Here is a 17,433-nt window from a genome sequence, read left to right as displayed (position 1 = left end):
CGCGCTGGACGGGACTCTCGTCACGGACGAGACGTCACTCGCGGCCGCCTGCGACGACTTCGGCCACATCGTGCACCGCCGTCCCGTCGCCGTACTGCGCCCGGGCTCGGTCCGTGACGTCGTAGCCGTGGTCCGGTACTGCAACACCCACCGCCTGTCGGTCGCACCACCGCGGCCAGGGACACGCCACCAACGGCCAGGCGCAGATCCAGGGCGGGCTGGTCATCGAGACGGCGACCCTCGCGGACATCGGCCCCCTGGGGCCGGACAGCACCACCGTCACCGTCGGCGCCGGCGTCAGATGGAGCGAGGTGGCCGAGGCCACGATCGCCCCCCGGCAGGGTGCGCCGAGCTGCTGCGTCGGGCGCCTGACATGCATTGCGATGTTCAGGCGCCCTGTCCCGGTTCCAACGGGTTCGTGCGCGGTGGGCGAAGGAACAGTCAGTCTTCCTGGGACGGCGGCTCGGCCCTGATGCGGAAGCGGGGTGTCTCGCGGCTTGACTGTTCAGGGGCGCGCAGGTCGGGCCTGGGCGGCTGGGACGACGGGGGCGCGAAGGCGTCCGGCAGGGCGGAGAGGTCGACGGGGTCGCCCCGCTCCACGACGATGCTCTCGCCAACCTCGATGATGCGCTGGGCCAGATGGAACACACTCCTCTGGTAGGTGCTGCGATGGGAGCTGATCTTTATGAGTCCGTACAAGCCGAAGTCTCTGTAGCGGTCCCCCAGTTCCGGGTGCGTGTACTGCAATGCCTGGGCAATATCAGGGAGTTGGTAGTCCATTACTGGCGCCCACAAGGCTGGGACAATTGCGCTGGGCGTTGTGCTGGATTCTTCGTGCCGGTATTGCGTTCGGCGCCGAGCGAACGCGGCCCATTCCTTGCCGCACCAGGAACTAAGGAAGTAGCGGGGGGAGTAAAGCGGCACGAAGACCCGGCAGTGGGCGAGCGCCTCGGGGGGTTCTCGGGTCCAGGCCTGTCCTGCCCGTACGGATCGGTCCATGAATCCCGCTGGGCCAGGCGTAGCAGTCATGTTCCGGATGTGGTCACACAGGTCGCCGAAGAGCCGGTTGACCCATAGGTCGGGGTCCGACTTTTCTGCGTCGTCTCGGGGGGCGCGGGCATAGCTCAGGTAAAAGTACGGAGCTGTCTCGCTTGAGTCGCCGTAGGGGGTGGGGGCGTGGGTCGAGAAGGCCGGCTCCGGCTTTGTCTCTTGCAGGGCTGCGATCGCCCGTCGGTACCTGTTGGCCATCTCCGGCTGCCTGAGTTCGTGCGCCAGGGCCTCGAGCACGCGTTGCAGTTCGGTGTAGTCGCCCGAACTTTCTGCTGTTCGGTTGTGTGCCGTCGCCTGGGTGAGGAGGTTCGCCACCCGCTCGATTTCGGCGGTGTTGGCGCCAGAGGCGACGGCCTCGTGTACCCAGTCAAGGCGGGGGGCATGGATTCGGTCCATGAGTCCGTTCAACTGCACTGTCAGAGAGGTGAGGGAGACCTGTCGGCTCGTCCCGGTCGGCCCTCGCACGATGGACCCGCCAGGGCCGACGGTGCTCCCCAAAGGCAGGTCGGTCCGCGCGCGCAGCACCCCATGCGGGTCCGAGATGAGAGCTGCACCCGCCTGGGTCTCCTTGTACTGCTGTGCCAGGTATTCGGTCACATAGTGGTGCGTGGCCCGTTCGTCGGACCGTCGCACGAGTTCCCGCAATGATTCCGCGACGACCGGCGGGAATGCGAATGAGCGCCGGTCCCAGGGCATTGCCTCGTGAGGGAGCGGGTCGGCCCCGTCCGCCGTTACGGGTTTGTAGGGGGTCAGCATGCCCGCGAGAAACACCTCTGCGAGATGCTCGGGTCGCGACTCCGGCACGGCGGAGCGTTGCACCAGCCGCATCAGCGGGACGGTCAAGGCGCTTCCCGCGCACGCGAGATGTGCGGCCAGTCGGCGCGCGCCGTCCGAGGCGCACGCCAGGAATTCCTCGAGGGCATCCTCCGCAGGCAGATCGACCACATCGTCGTCGGACACGTAGGGCGGCAGTGCGCCCAACTGCTGTGGGTCGTAGAAGTGGAGGGCAGACTCACCAACGGGTGCGCCGACCAACTGGGCCCATGCCCGGGCCGACGTGCCACGCATGATGTCGATCACCGGTATCGGTGGGGAGGGGAGGAGCAGGACGCCTCGGGGCAGTTGGGGGTGGCGCAGGCGGATGTGGTGATTGGGGGCAGCGGGTCGGGAGGCTGAGGCCATCAGCCGCAGGGTGGGCAGGCCCGTTCCCGGCCACATGTCCTCCGGCAGGACGTGGAAGATCGCGGTGGGCCCCTTCGCCGCCCAGCGCAGCGCGTGTTCCTGTGCCTTGCCGGTCTGCCAGGCCTGCCCCACTGCGTCGGTGAGAACCAGCACGAGGCTGCGGTCGCCGGTTGCAGGGTGAGCTGCGGGAGCTGTGTGGCGGAACGGTTCGGTCGTGAACCGGACCTGCTTCGGGTCGTCGGTGTTCATGCCCAGGACCCGGATGCGCCGGAACGCCCTGAGCCGGTGGAACTCCTGGTGCACTTCCTTCGCCACGTCGTGCCACACGGCCATGGAGATGCCGTCGTCGACGAGGAGTGTGAGGTCGAGCAGAGGCTCGCGCGCGGGGGCGAGGATGATGTCACGGAAGCCGTCGGCGAGTGCCGTCACCGTGGCCGCGACGTCGAGACGGAAACGCGTCCGCGAGCGGACCGTGGAACGCAGCGGCCGCAGGGCTCTGGCCATGCCGCGGGCGTTGGTGAGAGCCCTCGGTGTGGGAATGCGAGTCGGTGAGACGGCCGATCCTGCTGTGCCCGACCAGTCCACCGAGGCGTAGAGCATACGGCTGGCGGCCTGTTCCCGCTCGGTCAGCTGCCCGTTGGTGCCGCTCGTGCCGAAGGCCGTCGCCCCTGGACCGCCCTCCGCGAGGGGCCCACCGCTGAGCGGCTCGCGCAGTGTTCCTCTGCGCGGCTGCACGGCCAGCCACAAGATGTCGGCGAGTTCCTCGGGCGTCGGGTCGTACCCGGCGGAGGCCAGGGCAGCACGCAGAGCAGCGATCACGAGGCATCCGTGTTGTCGAGCGGCCTGAGCACGGCGTTGAGGACGTGCGGGTCGAGGTGGACGGCATTCAGCCGCAGATGGATGGCGTTGAGCAGCTGATCCGTGGCCAGTCTGCCGTGGCGTCCCGCCTCACCGAACTTGTTGATCATCTCTTCCACTGCGGCCAGTGCGTCCTCGTCCGCGCCGCTGAAATCATCCCCGAACTGGGCTTTGACCACCTCCTTGAGGTGCTCCGGTTCCGGATCCTTGAGATCGAGGCGTACACAGCGCCGCAAAAAGGCCGGGGGAAAGTCCCGCTCCCCGTTGCTGGTGATGACGACGACCGGGAACTCCTGGCAGTACACCCACCCGTCGACCACTGTGGCCGATGCGGTGACCGGACCGGCCTGCGCGGACGTGCCGTCTGTGTCCGGTGCCCGGTAGGGGGCGGGGCGGGTGAGCGCGACCTGGGCTGCCTGGTCACCGGTCTCCAGGGCTTGCCGGCTGAGTTCGGGGATTTCGAAGGCACCGTCCTCGAACACAGTCAGGAGATCGTTGGGAAGGTCGATGTCGCCCTTGTCCAGCTCGTCGATCAGCAGCACGCGGGGGCTGCCGGCGGTGGAGGCCAGCGCCGTGCCGAGAGGGCCGAGAACGACATACTTCTCCACGGGCAGGCGGCGGCCCGATTGTTTGGACGCGGTGGCGTCACGGAGGCGGGCCACAGCGTCGTAGCGATACAGCGCTTCGGTCAGGACAGAGCGAGAGTTGACCGGCCAGTGCAGGACTTCTCCGAGGCCCAGGTCGTCGGCGATCGCGTACGCCAGTGATGACTTGCCGACGCCGGGAAAGCCTGTGACGAGCAGTGGCCGCCGCAGTTGAAGGGCCGCGTTGACCACATCGGTGTCCTCGGGCCTGATCACATAGGCCGGGCGCTTGGGCCGTTGAGGTCCGAACCGCCGCCATGGCGGGCCGGGAGGCAGCCTTACTGGCCGCGTGTCATGGGAGTGACCGAACAACCCGCTGGGGGAATTGGTGGCGCTCACGAGCGTGGGATCCTTCCAGGAACGCGGGGGCGGATCCGTGGTGGCACACGGCCCGGATCGTCCCACAGGAGAACCAGATCATTCCTGCTGCGCACAGTCGCTTCGTCCGCGTCGCTGCGCAACTGCCGGACCTCCTCGGGCAGACGGCACGGATGGACGACCGTCCGCAGGTCGGCGAGGTCGCCGTCGCACCGTCTGCCGTCGATTCGCCGGTGCCATGTCATGACGGGCACCCCTGCCTCGGCGCAGTACGCCAGAGCCGGTGTGAACTCCGGACACGAGCCCGTGAGTTCGACGCATCCGACGTTCGGCTGCTCATCGAGGGCGGCTTTGAGGGCCGCCAAATCCTTTGCGTCCTGCCGAAGCCAGTGGTGATCGCCCGGGAGGTCGTTCTGGTGGCACGCATTCCATCGGTCGTGCCAGGCCGTGCGCCGACCGGCACAGCGGACGACGACCGTCGCGACATGGCCCAACGGCGTGTTGTCCACCTCGCGGTGGCATACGGGGATGCGTTCAACCTGGAGTTCCAACTGGTTGCGGGGCAGAAAGAACTCCACGCCGAGGTCGGCCTGCCCTTCCGTGCTGTCGTGCCGCATGGAGATCAACGGCTCGATCAGCTCCGCGAGGGCCAGTTGTGTGTGGCGCCAAGTGGAGAACTCGGTGCCGGATTCGCAGGGCAGGGCCTGCGGGTACCTGTTGACGGGATCGACGAGCCATGCGGAGTGGACGTAGCGTGCGCGCCCCGTGGGGGCCTCCGGGTCGTCGACGTCGAGACGCACCAGCAGCCAGGCTTTGTGGCCGCGTCGGCGTGCCGCCTCCTGTCGTGCCGTCGTCAGCCGGGAGGCCAGGGCTTCACCATGTCCGGTCCGGTGTGCGACACGTGCGCCCCACTCCACGAGGGCCTCGACGCTTTCACGTGCCTCGGCTTCGGCGGCCAGGAGTGATGTGAAGCGGAACAGCGGCGGAATCGCCCCTGTGTCCTTGCGACATCCGGTGGCCTCCAGCGAGCGCACCAGCGCATCCGTGTCCGCGCTCGCGGCGACATGGTGGCGCAGCCTTCTGTCGTACAGTGCGGTGGCACGCGGGTCGGGCAGTCCAGGAGCGGAGAGGAGATCGATGAGCCGGGAGTGCTCCTCGCTCGTGAGGTACTCGTTGGGGCGCAGTTCACGTCCTGCCTCCCGGACGATGCGCAGGGTGTCTGTATCCGCCTGTGCCTCGGTCAGCCCGCTCAGCAGGTCGAGCAGGGTCGGAACGCCGTGCGGGGTGCGGGCGGCGGCGCTGACGATCTGCTGGGACGTCGGATGCCGCGCGCCTACGCTCACCGGTACCACGATCGGGACACGCTCACCGAGCATTGCGACACATGCTGCACGGGCAGCGCCGTCGGGCAGCACCGTGTCAAGCAGCGTGGCCAGGCGCTGCTCCTCAGCGGTGGGCGGCACGAGGAAGTCGCCGGTGGCGATGGTCCGGCCGTCCCAGTTACGCCGCAACAGGCTCGGCTTCTGCCAGGTCAGCCGCTTCTTCCGTAAGTCATCGAACTCGGCGTCGACGCGGTCGCTGACTTGGTGGAGGTCCGGCAGGACGTCGTTGGTGCCATTGTCGAGGAACCGCAGCAAGGCCTGGGGGAAGAGGCTGGCTGCCTGTCCCCGTCCCTGCCTCTCGCGCGGGGCGACACGCGCCCTCTGACCCGTACTGCACCCGTGCATGACGAACATGCCGCGCTCGGTGACGTAGCTGTGCCGGACGCCCACCTCGACTTTGCTGATCCAGTCCTCACGTGGTTGGTTCTGGCAGGCGTTGACAGCGACGGCGACCTTCGGCACCCCCCGGCCCTCGCGCGCTCCCAACCTGGTGGACTGCAGGGCGAGTTGCAGCGAGTCCACGTCCACGACCCGCTTCGTGTCCACGGAACTGTCGGACAGCACCAGCACATGACTCCCGCTGCTGTCGATCAGGCCGTGCCCTGACCAGAAGACCCACAGGAGGTCGGCTTCCAGATGCCGCATGCCCTCTTGCAGGTGACGAGATACTACGGCGGAGCACGCTTCTTGCGGCCGCACGCCCTCCGGCAGGACGGCAGGGTCGCCGGCGCCGGGCAGACTGGCAGGCAGCGGGGAGGCGAAGAGCGTGACGTTCTTGCCGGGCACGCCGCACTTCACCAGCCAGGAGATGAACGCGCACGCGTCCGCATAGGGCCCCGCGACGTTCCAGTCGCTGTCTTCGTACGTCTCGACACCTACGACCAGTGCATGAGTGCGTAGTGGATCAATCGCGTGCGACATCAAAGATCTCTTTGTCCAGCCACTTGTAGAACGGGGCGTGATCCCAGTAGGCCGAGTGCGCGCGGAGCAGCGGCCGGCGGGTGTTGAACGGAACGTCCGTTACTCGGTTGGCCCCGAAGACTCCGGCGCCGACATAGGCGAGCGGGTCGCGAGGGTCGTACACGTTGATCCACCGTTCCGGGAAGAACGACGGCAGTGCGTCACCGAAGGACAACGAGCTCAGGGCGTCCAGCTCATACAGGAAGGGAGCCTGGGAGCCCACTGTCACCAAGGCCTTGACCAGTTTGCGGTGGTCCTCGGTGGCCAGCAGGTCGACACACGCCACGCCGCCCAGGCTGTGGGCGAGGACCACTACCGGCGGAGACGCCGCTCGCAGGACCTCGGATATGTGCCGGCGAAGTCCCTCCCCCCGGGCCTGATAGCGGAGGATGTCGCCGATGGGCGGCGCGGCCTGACGGCTGAGATCCGACCGACGGCGGCGCACACGCCATGAGGCCGTCCACTCCGCGCTGCGCCACAACGGCAACCACACCGGCCGCGTGACATCGGAGACGATGCCAAGCGCCGCCCCCGGCTCGCCCAGCGCGCTCAGCACCACCTCCAAAAGGGCGTCGACGGCGCTCCCGTCGACACTCGCTCCCGCCGCGTCCCATCGCTGGTCCGCCGAGGCGAGGGCAGCCGCCACCACGGCACGCGCGGCGACCTGACGCACCGTCGACAGCGGTGACGTCGTCTCCCGCAGAGTCGTCGCCAGAATGTCCGACACCTCGTGCGCCGCGTCGACCATCTCGCGAATGAGCAGCCCGTGCGCTGCGGCTGTGTCCACGACGGTGGGATGGTTAGCCAGATCCTGAAGGCGTGGGCAGAGCTCCTCCGCCGGGGTCTCCTCCAGGGGCACGTACTTCTCGACGCGGCGCTCGTCCTCTTCGGCCAGGAGGTATAGCTCCGCAAAAGGGTCGGCGTCCAGGAGAGCCCAGGACGCCAGACGCATATCCTCGGTGAGCGGAGCCGGTGCCCGGGCATCGGCCTTGTCGGGCCGGGCTGGAAGCGAGGATCCGTCGCGGTTGAGGCGAGCTCCGTGTTCTTCCCCCCAGAAGCACCGCACCAGCGTGAGGTCGCGGTTCAGTTTCGACAGATGACCGGAAACCCGATCGAAGAGCGCCGTATAACCGTCTTCGCGGACCCCTGTGCCATGAACCAGGACAACGCTTGTCATGCAACCCCCCGTTGCCGCGCCTGCGATCAGTGTGGCAGAGCCGCACTGGATCTGAACCCTCTTGGACAGATCCGACGGCGCCTGTTCCAGGGCGACTTGAACTCGGCTGAGTGCAGAGCCCCCTGCGCTTCTCCATCTGGCTCGCGTACCCTCGGTTGGTCCCCGGCGGCGGACCCCGTTGCTTACATGCTGGCCGACTCGACTGGAGGGCTCAGAGGTCGACGAGGGAGCCATCGTCCGGCATAGAACGCTCGGATGCCGTGACGGCACCTGAGCCGCAATCAACCGAGCCAAGTGCCGTCTTGTGCCTCTGGAGGAAGCCCAGCCGGAGGGGCACGTCCGCTTGCTCCTATGTCAAGCAGCTGCTGCGAGGGGGATCTGTGGCTCCTCGGCAGGGTGAGCGTCGCGCGCGCGAGGGTGTGCAGGGGCAGGCTGTCAGGTGCGGTCATCGTGCTGATCTCCTTCGACACTTCGAAGATCAGCCGGTGGCCGTTCATTTAGACGATGTCTTGATTGGCGGTGGCTCGTTGCCTCGGCATGGCAGACGGTGCACCGACGCTTCACGGACTGGTCCAGGGCCCGGGTATGGGCGAAGCTGCACCGGATCATGCTGGACCTACTCGGCTCGAGCGGTGAGCTGGACTGGTCGCGGTGCGCAATCGATTCAGTCAGCATCCGAGCTGTCAAAGGGGGCCCTTGACAGGACCGAATCCGACCGATCGCGGCAAGCTCGGATCGAAGATCCATGTCATCTGTGACCGTAACGGCCTGCCGATCTCGGTGGGCATCTCGGGTGCCAACCTGCATGACAGTCAGGCGCTGATTCCGTTGATGTGTGGCATCCCGCCGATCCGCTCCCGATCTGGCCCCCGCGGCGTCGCCGTCCGGCCAAGCTGCACGCAGACAAGGGATACGACTTCGACCGCCTGCGCGGATGGCTACGGCGCCGTCAGATCGTGCCGCGCATCGCCCGGCGAGGCATCGAGCCGTCCGGACGTCTGGGCCGGCATCGCTGGGTGGTTGAGCGCACGATGTCCTGGCTGAACGGCTGCCGTCGCCTGCACCGCCGCTACGAACGCCAGGCCGAGCACTTCCTGGCCTTCGTCGGAATCGCCAGCACACTCATCTGCTACCGCCGGTGCAGTACAGGCGCCCTGCAGGTGGTTGGCTAAGCTCCGGATCATGTGGAGAGAAGCAGCGACAGCCGTCTTTCCCGGCGTGGGCTTCCGTGAACCAGCGCAGGCTCCCGAACTCGCCGCGGCGGAGAAGCAACTCAGGCGAACGCTGCCGTTAGAGCTTCGGCAATTGCTCCTCGAGAGCAACGGGGTAATCGGCCACACGCACGTGGACGCCGTCTGGCCCATCGATCAGATCGTCCAGACGAACCTTCACTTCTGGTCCGACCAGACGTCCGCGCAGCTCTACATGCCGTTCACACCCTTCCTCTTCTTCGGAGACAACGGGGGCGGCGACCAGTTCGCCTTCGTGCAGACGCCCGAGCGTCCCGACATCTTCGTCTGGGAACACGAGAGCGACAGTCGTCGATGGGTCGCCAACAATCTGCAGGACTACCTCAGCCGCGCCCTACGGGACGGCGGCGACGGCTGGTATCAGCTGTAACACGGCAGCCCCCATCGCGTATCAGCCACCAATCAAGGCATCGTCTTGTGCAGGCACCATCCCGATGCCGGAGCAGACATCCGGATCAGGTCGAAACCGACCACCACCTCCATGGACGCAACCGTTTGACCAGCGCCGCGAGCGGTGTCGTTTGCGTTGTTTGACGGTGGTCGGCTGAGCAGCCGAAGGGGCAGAAGCGGATTCCGTCGCGCCCTGCCCGTCGAGCCACCGCGGCTCCTCCACCGACGACTTGGTAGGTTGGGCAGGTTCACCGCTTGGAGAGTTGTGGCAGCGCTCGAGGGAGAGGGGCCCAGGCGACGATGCAGGCGTCAGAATTCCGGCGCGCGGTGGCCGCGGCCATGTCGACCGTCTCATCACTTGGCCTGGCAGTGGACGACGCGGTCGTACTGCATGACTCGAACAAGCTCACTCTGCGTCTGCTGCCTTGTGACGTCATGGCCCGGGTAGCACCTGTAGCGCATCAGGTCGCACAGTTCGAGATCGAGCTTGCTCAGCGGCTCGCCGAATCCGGGTGCCCTGTGGCTGCTCTCGACCCTCGAGTGGAGCCACGCGTCCATGAGCGCGAGGGCTTTGCGGTCACGCTGTGGACCTACTACGAACCCGTGACGCATCGAGAATCCTCACCCGCCGACTACGCCGGTGCGCTCGAGCGGCTGCATGCCGGCATGCGCAAACTCGAAGTCCCGACGCCGCGGTACACGGATCGAGTCGAGCAGGCTCAGCAACTCGTGGCGAGCCGCGACCGCACTCCTGCGCTCGCCGACGAGGACCGGGAGCTGCTCGGCGACACGTTACGAAGACTGAGACGAGTGATCGGCGAGCGCGGCGGCGCGGAGCAGTTGCTGCACGGAGAGCCGCACCCGGGAAACGTGCTCACCACGAAGAACGGGTTGCTGTTCATAGACTTCGAGACGTGTTGCCGTGGGCCCGTCGAATTCGACCTCGCCCATGCACCCGAAGAAGTCGGTGAGCACTATCCGGGTGTCAACCAAGACTTGCTGCGCGAGTGCCGGATCCTCGTCCTGGCGATGATCACAGCGTGGCGCTGGGATCGAGGCGACCAACTCCCCAACGGGCGCCAGTTGGGCACCGAGTGGCTCAGCCAGATCCGAGCGGCACTCGATAGCAACGGCTTTGATGCCCACGGCTGATCGCGGAACTTCCCCTGGTGAGGGAGACGTACGCCAAGACCGAGGAGGTAACTCAGCAGCGCCGGACCCCTTTCATCCAAGGGGCTGTGTGGTACGTCGGCGAAGTGTTGTGCCGCCGCAGTGGGTGGGTATGGAAGTTCGAGCCGGACTTCGACACAAGCGAGGTACCGCCGTTCTATGGCGAGACAGAAGCGCCGGGGCTCCTGGACACCCCCTGCGTCTGATGTCGTGGTATCGCGGGCGTATCGAAAATCGCATACGGCATCGCAACGGCCCTCCGCCTCCAATGAGGGCATGACCCACAACGCATCCCAGTCAGCAACGCCCCGCCGCACGCGCGGGATCGTGCTCCTCGGCCTGGTGCTCCTCGGCATGGCGAGCGCCGTGTTCGTTCTGTGGCGGCCGCTCATGATGTCCGCTCCGACGTGCATGGCAGGGCGATGGCACGGCTGCTTCGACACGTTCAACGGTGTGGTGCTCATGACGCTGGTCACGCTGCCGTTGGCCGCGCTGGTGGCGTGGGTTCTGGCGCGCCGTCGGCGCGCCGCAGGCGTCACCTCGGCGTGGCGGACGTCTCTGGCCGAGGTGGGCATGGTCCATGGGACGGTGCCGTTCGTATGGCTGACCATGATGCCTGGCGCCGGGGCGGGCATCGTCCCCGCCCGGGTGAGCCTGGTGCCGCTGCGGGACCTGGTCACGATGGGGCCGCTCGGCATCGTCGGCAACCTGCTGGTCTTCGCGTCGCTGGGATTCTTCGCCCCGATGCGGTTCGCGGCGCTGGCGTCCATGCCGCGGATCCTGGCACTCGGGGCGGGCTGCTCGGTCCTGGTCGAAACCGCGCAGTACGTCCTGGGGCTTGACCGGGTGTCCTCCGTGGACGACGTACTGGTCAACGCAGGCGGCGCCGTACTGGCCGCGCTGGCGTCGCGCCGCTGGTGGCGCACCACGGCGGAAGCGGCATCTGACCAGCCTTGCCCCGCGCCGGCACCGGCAGGCTGAGTCGCGTGTCCGGTGTGCACACGTCCTTGCACACGTCCTTGCACACGTCCTTGCATACGTCGGCCGTAGTTTGTGCTGCGGGCTGAGGCCGAGCCGATGCCGACATGGCTGCTGCACGCCTGCCCGCTAGGGCGTGATCTGAGTTCAGATCACCAATAGGCCCCGTACTGGTGCCCCCGGTACTCCCGGAAGTTGCTTCTGTCGTGAGTATCCGTACTCAAGACAGCAGGCTGCGGAGAGGGGACGGTCGATGGATGGTTGATGAAGAGGAACGCCGCCGCGTACGTGTCGCCGTGGGAGTGTGCGTGGGTCTGGGCGCTGTCGAACTGGCCATCTTCGGGCTGATCTGGCTGGGCTGGTTTGTGTCCTACCTGTCGTGGGATCCGCAGAGCTACGGAGATCCGCCGGCCGCCTACCAGGAGAAGTCCCTGTATGTGGCGGCCGCCGCCGGCGCGGCTGTCCTCGTCGCCGCCGTCCTCCGCTCCTGGAGAGTGGTCATCGGGCAGCTGATAGCGGGCGGAGTGCTGCTCATGCTGGCGCTTGCCGCTGGGAGCGCGGCGCAGGACTACTACGAGTCCTCCTACGAGAGCGCCTGCCATGCGGGAGGATCCTGCGACGCTCCTGCGCCCGCCCGGTGAGGCGGCGGAGGGGGAGACCCACAATTGAAGCGCTCACCCTTCGGCTGCTAGCACAGCTGTGCAACGGGTGGTGACCTGACCGATGGCGAAGGGGAGCTGATCGAGCCGCACCTCCCACTCGGGGCGGTCGGGCTGATCCCTGACCTGCGTAGCCACGAGAGCTACGGCTGCTGATCGACGATCTGCGACCGGTTCCGTATGTGGGCATCCACCGGGGACTTCCAGACGCTCATGGAAGCGGTGATCGCCGAGTGAGGAAGCCGAACGGGCGCGGCGCCGCGCGGTAAGCCGACGCCGCAGGCAGTGATCCCGGAGAAGGTCGGCCAGACCGCCGACCACAAGAGGAAGCGAACAGCCGGAGGCCGCCCGGCCAGTCACGACGCCACGCTCTACCTGCGCGGATCCATCCTCTGACTACGCGGCCTGCCGACGACCCGGTGATCCGGACTCAGAGCTGGCCCTACGATGCTCATCCGCGTGGGGATGTGGGGAGGGAATATGGCGCAGGTGGCGGCCGGCGGTCACCGCATGGAGATGGCGTCCAGGCGGGTGGGCAAGACGGTCTGCTGGGTGATCGTGCTGGTCCTGTGGCTGCTGCTGTGCGCCCACTTGCTCCGTGGAGTCTGGCACTTGGAAGCCTGGCGCCGCGTCGCCTTCTGCACGCTTGGGGCGATGGGGGTCTACTACGTGTGGCGTTTCGGCCTGTGCGCTCACCTCAAGGCAAGCCCCACCGCGCTGACGGTGAGGAACCGCTTCTCCAGGTGGCACGTTCCGTTCAGCGACATCGCCGACGTAACGTGGGTACCTGGTCAGGGGCCCCGACTCGCACTGCACAGCGGTCCTACGGTCCGGCTGGACGCCTACGCGGGCTGGCCTGCCGGGCCCCGCGGCCGGCAGATGATGACAGACCTCATCGCCGCACGTAGCAGCAGCCCGAGCAGCACTCCAGAAGTCAGTACCAAGCGACGCGCCGGCGGCATGGCCGAGTTGTTCCTGCTGTCGGTCTGCGTGTGGTTCTACGTCACCACTCAGATGGCTTCGTGATTCCGGCATCGCGCACCATCTCCCACCGACGACCACGCCCGGCATGGACGGGAAGACCTTTCATGCCGGGCCAGGACAGAGGTCAGGGCAGAACGACGATCTTGCGTCCCTGGCCGGCTGCGAATCGGTCGAGGGCCTGCGGGTACTCCGTCAGCGGCAACCGGTGACTGATGAACAGCTGCGGATCGAGCACACCCGTGGCGAACAGTTCCGCCGCGCGCTCGTAGCTGTGGAGCACCGCCATGGAGCCGGTGATGGTGATCTCCTGGTTGTAGACGCGGTACGGCGAAATGGTGGCCGTCGTCGCGTAGTCGGAGACCCCGAACTGCAGGAAGGTGCCGGCCTTGGCGACCCGGTCCAGGCCGTCCTGGATGGCGGCGGCGTTGCCGGTCGCGTCGACCACCACGTCCCAGCCGGTCGGTCGCCCCAACTCGTCGGCCGAGAGCGCCGCCTGTGAGCAGCCCAGCTTCTCGGCCGTCGCCAGTCGCTCCGGGTTGACGTCGACGACATCCACCGAGGCTGCCCCGGTGCGCTTGGCCAGCTCCAGCATCATCAGGCCCATCGTTCCGCTGCCGTAGATCAGGACGTGGGAGCCGAGTCTGCTGTTGAGGACGTCGTAGCCGCGCACGGCGCAGGACAGCGGCTCGATCAGCGCCGCGTCCTGGACGTCGACGTGGTCCGGAAGCCGTACGCAGTTGGCGACCGGTGCCACGGCGTACTCGGCGGCGCCACCGGCCACGGTCACGCCGATCGCCTGCCACCGGTCGCAGAGGTTGTTGTGGCCGGTCCGGCAGTAGCGGCACTCGTGGCAGTACAGCGAGGGGTCCACGGCGACCCGGTCGCCGATCGCGAGTTCGGTGACCTCGCTGCCGAGGCCCACCACCTCCCCGGCGAACTCGTGGCCCGGCACGACCGGCAGGGTCGGTGCGAACTCGCCCTGCAGGATGTGCAGATCGGTCCCGCACAACCCGCAGGCCGCGACATCGACCACGACCTCGCGCGGCCCGGGAGCGGGGTCGGGCACCGTGGTGACGGTGACCTTGCCGGGAGCTTCGATGACAGCGGCTTTCACTTGACTGCTCCTAGGGACAGGCCGCGGACCAGTTTGTCCTGGGCGGCGAAACCGGCGATGAGGACCGGCAGGGAGACCAAGGTGGCGGCGGCGCAGAGCCGGGCGAGGAAGAGGCCCTCGCTGGTGATGAACCCGACGAGGAAGACCGGCGCCGTCGAGGCGTTGGTCGCGGTGAGGTTGACCGCGAACATGAACTCGTTCCAGCTGAAGATGAAGCAGATCAGTGAGGTGGCGGCGAGTCCCGGCATGGCGACCGGCGCGACGACCCGCCACAGCACGGTGAGCAGGTTGGCGCCGTCGACCTCGGCGGCCTCCAGGATCTCCTTGGGCACCTCGGCGAGGAACGAGCGCATCATCCACACCGCGATCGGCAGGTTCATGGCGGTGTAGAGGATGATCAACGTCCATACGTTGTCCAGCATCCCGGCGTCCTTGACGATCAGGTACACCGGCAGCAGGGCCGCGATGGCCGGCAGGAACTTGGTGGACAGGAAGAAGAACATCACGTCGGTCCACTTCTGGACCGGCTTGATGGACAGCGCGTAGGCCGTCGGCACCGCCAGGGCGAGTACCAGGACCGTGGAAATGACGCTGGCCATCGCCGAGTTGAGGAGGAACGGGGTGATGTCCCGGCTGAACAGCAGCTTGTACTGGTCGAGGGTGAGGGCGGCGAAGGGGGTGGGCGGGTTGGTGGCCGCGTCCGCCTCCTGGTGGAAGGAGGTGAGCACCATCCACGCCACCGGTGCGAAGAACGCGAGCGTGGCGAGCCAGGCGACGAACGTCCACAGGGGGGACAGGCGTGGCGTACCGGCGTGGTCGTCGTTGCGGCGGATCAGCTTCTTGAGTCTCGCCCCGGGCGCGGAGACTGCTGCGTGAGTCATCGGGACACCTCCTCGCGGAACAGCGACGCGATGGTGCGCAGCGCGAAGGTCGCGATCACGATCGAGCCGAGTACGACGACCACGCCGGCGGCGGCCGCCTGGCCGTACTCGTACTTGCGGAACATGGTCAGGTAGATCTCGTAGGGCAGGTTGGTGGTCTGCGAGCCGGGGCCGCCCTGGGTGATGCTGTAGACCGCGTCGAAGGTCTGCACGACGTAGATCGTGCCGAGCAGGATGCCCAGCTCGATGTACTGGCGCAGGTGCGGCAGCGTGATGAAGCGGAACGTCGCCATGGCCGACGCTCCGTCCATGCGGGCCGCCTCCAGGACGTCACCGGGCTGCGCCTGCAGACCGGCCAGCAGGATCAGCATCATGAACGGCGTCCACTGCCAGACCAGCGACACCACGACGGCAGGCATCGGGTTGGAGGACACCCAGTCGATCGTGGGGCCGTTGTCCGCGCCGAAGAAGCGGTACACGGCGTTGAGGGTGCCGTTGAGCAGGCCGTAGTCGGGGTTGTAGATGGCGTGCTTCCACAGCAGCGCCGCCGCGACCGGCATGACCAGGAACGGCGCGATGAGCATCGTCCGCGCCAGCCCCCGGCCGATGAACCGGCGGTCGAGCAGCATCGCCAGCCCGAGTCCGAGGAGCACGCTGATGAGCACCACCGAGGCGGTGAGCACGACGGTGTTGAGCACCGCCGTACGCAGCCGCTCGTCGGTGAAGACGAACGTGAAGTTGGACAGTCCGACGAAGTGCCGCTCGCCCGGCCGCAGGATGTTCCACTGGAACGTGGAGATCACGAGCGTGGCCACGAACGGCAGTTGGGTGACGACGATGGTGAAGACCAGCGCGGGCAGCAGCGGGATACGGCGGCGCCACTTGCTCGCGCCTCCGGTGGTGCGCGGGCGGCTGGGTGGTGATGCGGTCTTGGGGGGAGCGGTGAGCGTGGTCATGGAGAGTTCCTCTGCCGGTGACGGCCAGGGTGGGAAGCGGTGCCCGGCACCGGTGACGGCCAGGGTGGGAAGCGGTGCCCGGCCGGCGCCGAGGCCGGCCGGGCGGTGACGGTCACTGGTAGTTCTTGGCGACGTCCTCCGCGAGCTTCTGGCCGTCGTCGAGGGCCTTGTCCACGCTGGTCTTGCCGGCGATGGCGGCGGAGATCTCCTGGGTGACCTTGGTGCCCAGGTCCTGGAACTCGGGGACGGCCACATACTGAACGCCCACGGTCGGCCTGGGCTGGGTGCCGGGGTTGGCCGGGTCGGCTCCCTCGATGGACTTCAGGGTGATGTCACCGAACGACGCGGCGGCCTTCTGGTATTCCGGGAGCTCGTAGGTGCTGGCCCGCTTGCCGGCCGGGACGCGGGACCAGCCGAGCTTCTCGCCGACCAGCTTCTCGTACTCCTTGCTGGAGGCCCACAGCATGAACTTCGAGGCGGCGTCGGCGTTCTTCGTGGTCTTGGGCATCGCCCACGCCCAACTCCACAGCCAGCCACTGCTCTTGGTCTCGACGGTCGGAGCGTACGCGTACCCGACATGACCGGCGATCTTGCTGGAGCCGGCGTCCTCCAGCGACCCGGCCGCACTGGTCGCGTCGTACCACATCGCGACCTTCTTCTGGCTCATGGCGTTCAGGCACTCGGTGAAGCCGGCCTGCGCCGCTCCCGCCTCTCCGTGCTCCCTGACGAGATCGACGTAGAAGTTCGTCGCCTTCTTGAACTCCGGGCTGTTGACCTGGGCCTTCCAGTCCTTGGTGAACCAGGTGCCGCCGAAGGTGTTGACCATGGTCGTCAGTGGCGCGCCGAGTTCGCCCCAACCGGCCAGTCCGCGCAGGCAGATGCCCCGCATCCCGGGTTCCGCTCCGTCGACCTTGGCGGCGATGTCGGCTATCTGCTGCCAGGTCGGACGCTCGGGCACGGTGATGCCCTTCGCCTTCATGACGTCCTTGTTGTACATGAGGAACGAGGACTCGCCGTAGAACGGCAGGGCGTAGAGCTTGCCGTCGGAGCCGGACAGGGACGTGACCATCGGCTTGAGCAGGTCGGCCTTGTCGAAGCTCGCGTCGTTGTCGGCGTAGGAGCTGAGCTCGTGCAGCCAACCGTTCTTCTCCCAGATCGGGACCTCGTAGGCACCGATGGTGGCGACGTCGTACTGGCCGGCCTGGGTGGCGACGTCCTGGGTCACCTTGTCGCGCAGCTCGTTCTCGGGAAGGACCGTGAAGTTCACCTTGATCCCGGTGTCCTTGGTGAAGGTGTCCTTGGTGAGCTTCGCGATGTCCTCCATCTGCGGATTTCCGACCATCAGCACATTGATGCTCTTGCCGTCGCCACTGGAACTCGAGGAACCGCCTGCCCCACTACAGGCGACCAGCAACGAGCCCGCGGCCGTGGCCGTGACGAGGACATGGGTCATTCTTCGTGTACGCATGACTGACTCCAG

General features: G+C 67.2%; 15 protein-coding genes and 1 pseudogene. 7 read left to right on the top strand and 9 right to left on the bottom strand.

All coding sequences use genetic code 11. The features are described 5' to 3' along the window. Positions 1 to 34 precede the first annotated feature (34 nt). Positions 35 to 325: a hypothetical protein gene (locus EJ357_RS48955; RefSeq protein ID WP_228472901.1), complete on the bottom strand. Its 291-nt coding sequence runs from the start codon at positions 323 to 325 to the stop codon at positions 35 to 37. On the opposite strand from EJ357_RS48955, the gene EJ357_RS48950 reads away from it, so the two are divergent. Next, on the top strand, positions 207 to 473 hold the full coding sequence (locus tag EJ357_RS48950; protein WP_323378103.1) for a hypothetical protein: 267 nt from the start codon (positions 207 to 209) through the stop codon (positions 471 to 473). The two genes, EJ357_RS48955 and EJ357_RS48950, sit on opposite strands and share 119 nt — an antisense overlap. Here EJ357_RS48950 and EJ357_RS01630 read toward each other — a convergent pair. Genes EJ357_RS01630 through EJ357_RS01615 form a run of 4 tightly spaced genes read right to left on the bottom strand, consistent with a single transcriptional unit; the run spans position 442 to position 7,571 of the window. Next, positions 442 to 3,051, bottom strand: coding sequence for a TIR-like protein FxsC (locus tag EJ357_RS01630; protein ID WP_126387884.1), 2,610 nt, complete (start codon positions 3,049 to 3,051; stop codon positions 442 to 444). The genes EJ357_RS48950 and EJ357_RS01630 overlap by 32 nt on opposite strands. Beyond that, entirely contained in the window at positions 3,048 to 4,073 is a 1,026-nt protein-coding gene (locus EJ357_RS01625; protein ID WP_175647266.1) for an AAA family ATPase, read from the bottom strand. Before EJ357_RS01625 ends, EJ357_RS01630 begins: the two co-directional genes overlap by 4 nt. Further along, positions 4,070 to 6,355, bottom strand: a complete 2,286-nt coding sequence (locus EJ357_RS01620) for a VMAP-C domain-containing protein (protein WP_126387882.1) — start codon at positions 6,353 to 6,355, stop codon at positions 4,070 to 4,072. Before EJ357_RS01620 ends, EJ357_RS01625 begins: the two co-directional genes overlap by 4 nt. After that, positions 6,339 to 7,571, bottom strand: a complete 1,233-nt coding sequence (locus EJ357_RS01615; protein WP_126387880.1) for a lipase family protein — start codon at positions 7,569 to 7,571, stop codon at positions 6,339 to 6,341. The genes EJ357_RS01620 and EJ357_RS01615 overlap by 17 nt, the downstream gene beginning before the upstream one ends. A gap of 544 nt (positions 7,572 to 8,115) precedes the next feature. Between EJ357_RS01615 and EJ357_RS01610 the strand changes: the two are divergent. From EJ357_RS01610 to EJ357_RS01585, 6 genes and pseudogenes are all read left to right on the top strand, one after another. Next, a pseudogene (locus EJ357_RS01610) lies at positions 8,116 to 8,743 on the top strand (IS5 family transposase); the annotation flags it as partial. Between the two features lie 10 nt (positions 8,744 to 8,753). Beyond that, entirely contained in the window at positions 8,754 to 9,191 is a 438-nt protein-coding gene (locus EJ357_RS01605) for an SMI1/KNR4 family protein (protein WP_126387878.1), read from the top strand. Between the two features lie 320 nt (positions 9,192 to 9,511). Next, entirely contained in the window at positions 9,512 to 10,363 is an 852-nt protein-coding gene (locus EJ357_RS01600; protein ID WP_126387876.1) for a phosphotransferase enzyme family protein, read from the top strand. A 294-nt stretch (positions 10,364 to 10,657) separates the two neighbouring features. After that, positions 10,658 to 11,362 carry a VanZ family protein gene (locus tag EJ357_RS01595; protein WP_126387874.1) on the top strand — a complete coding sequence of 235 codons (705 nt, stop codon included), beginning with the start codon at positions 10,658 to 10,660 and terminating at the stop codon, positions 11,360 to 11,362. Positions 11,363 to 11,616: 254 nt separating this feature from the next. Then, a complete protein-coding gene (locus EJ357_RS01590; protein ID WP_126387872.1) occupies positions 11,617 to 12,000 on the top strand; it encodes a DUF6234 family protein in 384 nt (127 codons plus the stop codon). 498 nt (positions 12,001 to 12,498) lie between these two features. Beyond that, positions 12,499 to 13,044: a hypothetical protein gene (locus tag EJ357_RS01585; RefSeq protein WP_126387870.1), complete on the top strand. Its 546-nt coding sequence runs from the start codon at positions 12,499 to 12,501 to the stop codon at positions 13,042 to 13,044. An 82-nt stretch (positions 13,045 to 13,126) separates the two neighbouring features. On the opposite strand, the gene EJ357_RS01580 is transcribed toward EJ357_RS01585, so the two are convergent. The 4 genes from EJ357_RS01580 to EJ357_RS01565 form a co-directional block, all read right to left on the bottom strand. Continuing rightward, entirely contained in the window at positions 13,127 to 14,116 is a 990-nt protein-coding gene (locus EJ357_RS01580; protein WP_126387868.1) for a zinc-dependent alcohol dehydrogenase family protein, read from the bottom strand. After that, the gene (locus tag EJ357_RS01575; RefSeq protein WP_126387866.1) at positions 14,113 to 14,997 is read right to left on the bottom strand and encodes a carbohydrate ABC transporter permease; all 885 of its coding nucleotides are present in this window, start codon (positions 14,995 to 14,997) and stop codon (positions 14,113 to 14,115) included. The genes EJ357_RS01580 and EJ357_RS01575 overlap by 4 nt, the downstream gene beginning before the upstream one ends. After that, complete coding sequence (locus tag EJ357_RS01570; protein ID WP_126387864.1) at positions 14,994 to 15,953, bottom strand: carbohydrate ABC transporter permease; 960 nt, start codon at positions 15,951 to 15,953, stop codon at positions 14,994 to 14,996. Before EJ357_RS01570 ends, EJ357_RS01575 begins: the two co-directional genes overlap by 4 nt. 112 nt (positions 15,954 to 16,065) lie before the next feature. After that, on the bottom strand, positions 16,066 to 17,421 hold the full coding sequence (locus EJ357_RS01565; RefSeq protein ID WP_175647265.1) for an ABC transporter substrate-binding protein: 1,356 nt from the start codon (positions 17,419 to 17,421) through the stop codon (positions 16,066 to 16,068). Between the last annotated feature and the right edge of the window lie 12 nt (positions 17,422 to 17,433).

The sequence above is a fragment of the Streptomyces cyaneochromogenes genome, from assembly GCF_003963535.1.
Taxonomy (GTDB): Bacteria; Actinomycetota; Actinomycetes; order Streptomycetales; family Streptomycetaceae; genus Streptomyces; species Streptomyces shaanxiensis.
Note: the sequence above shows the minus strand (reverse complement) of the source record. Positions and strands in the feature narration are given on the sequence as shown.

Bases quoted from the DNA above. Each gene is read 5' to 3' on its own strand.
- EJ357_RS01605 (WP_126387878.1), top strand. From the start codon at position 8,754: ATGTGGAGAGAAGCAGCGACAGCCGTCTTTCCCGGCGTGGGCTTCCGT.
- EJ357_RS01585 (WP_126387870.1), top strand. From the start codon at position 12,499: ATGGCGCAGGTGGCGGCCGGCGGTCACCGCATGGAGATGGCGTCCAGG.
- EJ357_RS01600 (WP_126387876.1), top strand. From the start codon at position 9,512: ATGCAGGCGTCAGAATTCCGGCGCGCGGTGGCCGCGGCCATGTCGACC.
- EJ357_RS01590 (WP_126387872.1), top strand. From the start codon at position 11,617: ATGGTTGATGAAGAGGAACGCCGCCGCGTACGTGTCGCCGTGGGAGTG.
- EJ357_RS01565 (WP_175647265.1), bottom strand. From the start codon at position 17,421: ATGCGTACACGAAGAATGACCCATGTCCTCGTCACGGCCACGGCCGCG.
- EJ357_RS01595 (WP_126387874.1), top strand. From the start codon at position 10,658: ATGACCCACAACGCATCCCAGTCAGCAACGCCCCGCCGCACGCGCGGG.
- EJ357_RS01615 (WP_126387880.1), bottom strand. From the start codon at position 7,571: ATGACAAGCGTTGTCCTGGTTCATGGCACAGGGGTCCGCGAAGACGGT.
- EJ357_RS01570 (WP_126387864.1), bottom strand. From the start codon at position 15,953: ATGACCACGCTCACCGCTCCCCCCAAGACCGCATCACCACCCAGCCGC.
- EJ357_RS01575 (WP_126387866.1), bottom strand. From the start codon at position 14,997: ATGACTCACGCAGCAGTCTCCGCGCCCGGGGCGAGACTCAAGAAGCTG.
- EJ357_RS01620 (WP_126387882.1), bottom strand. From the start codon at position 6,355: ATGTCGCACGCGATTGATCCACTACGCACTCATGCACTGGTCGTAGGT.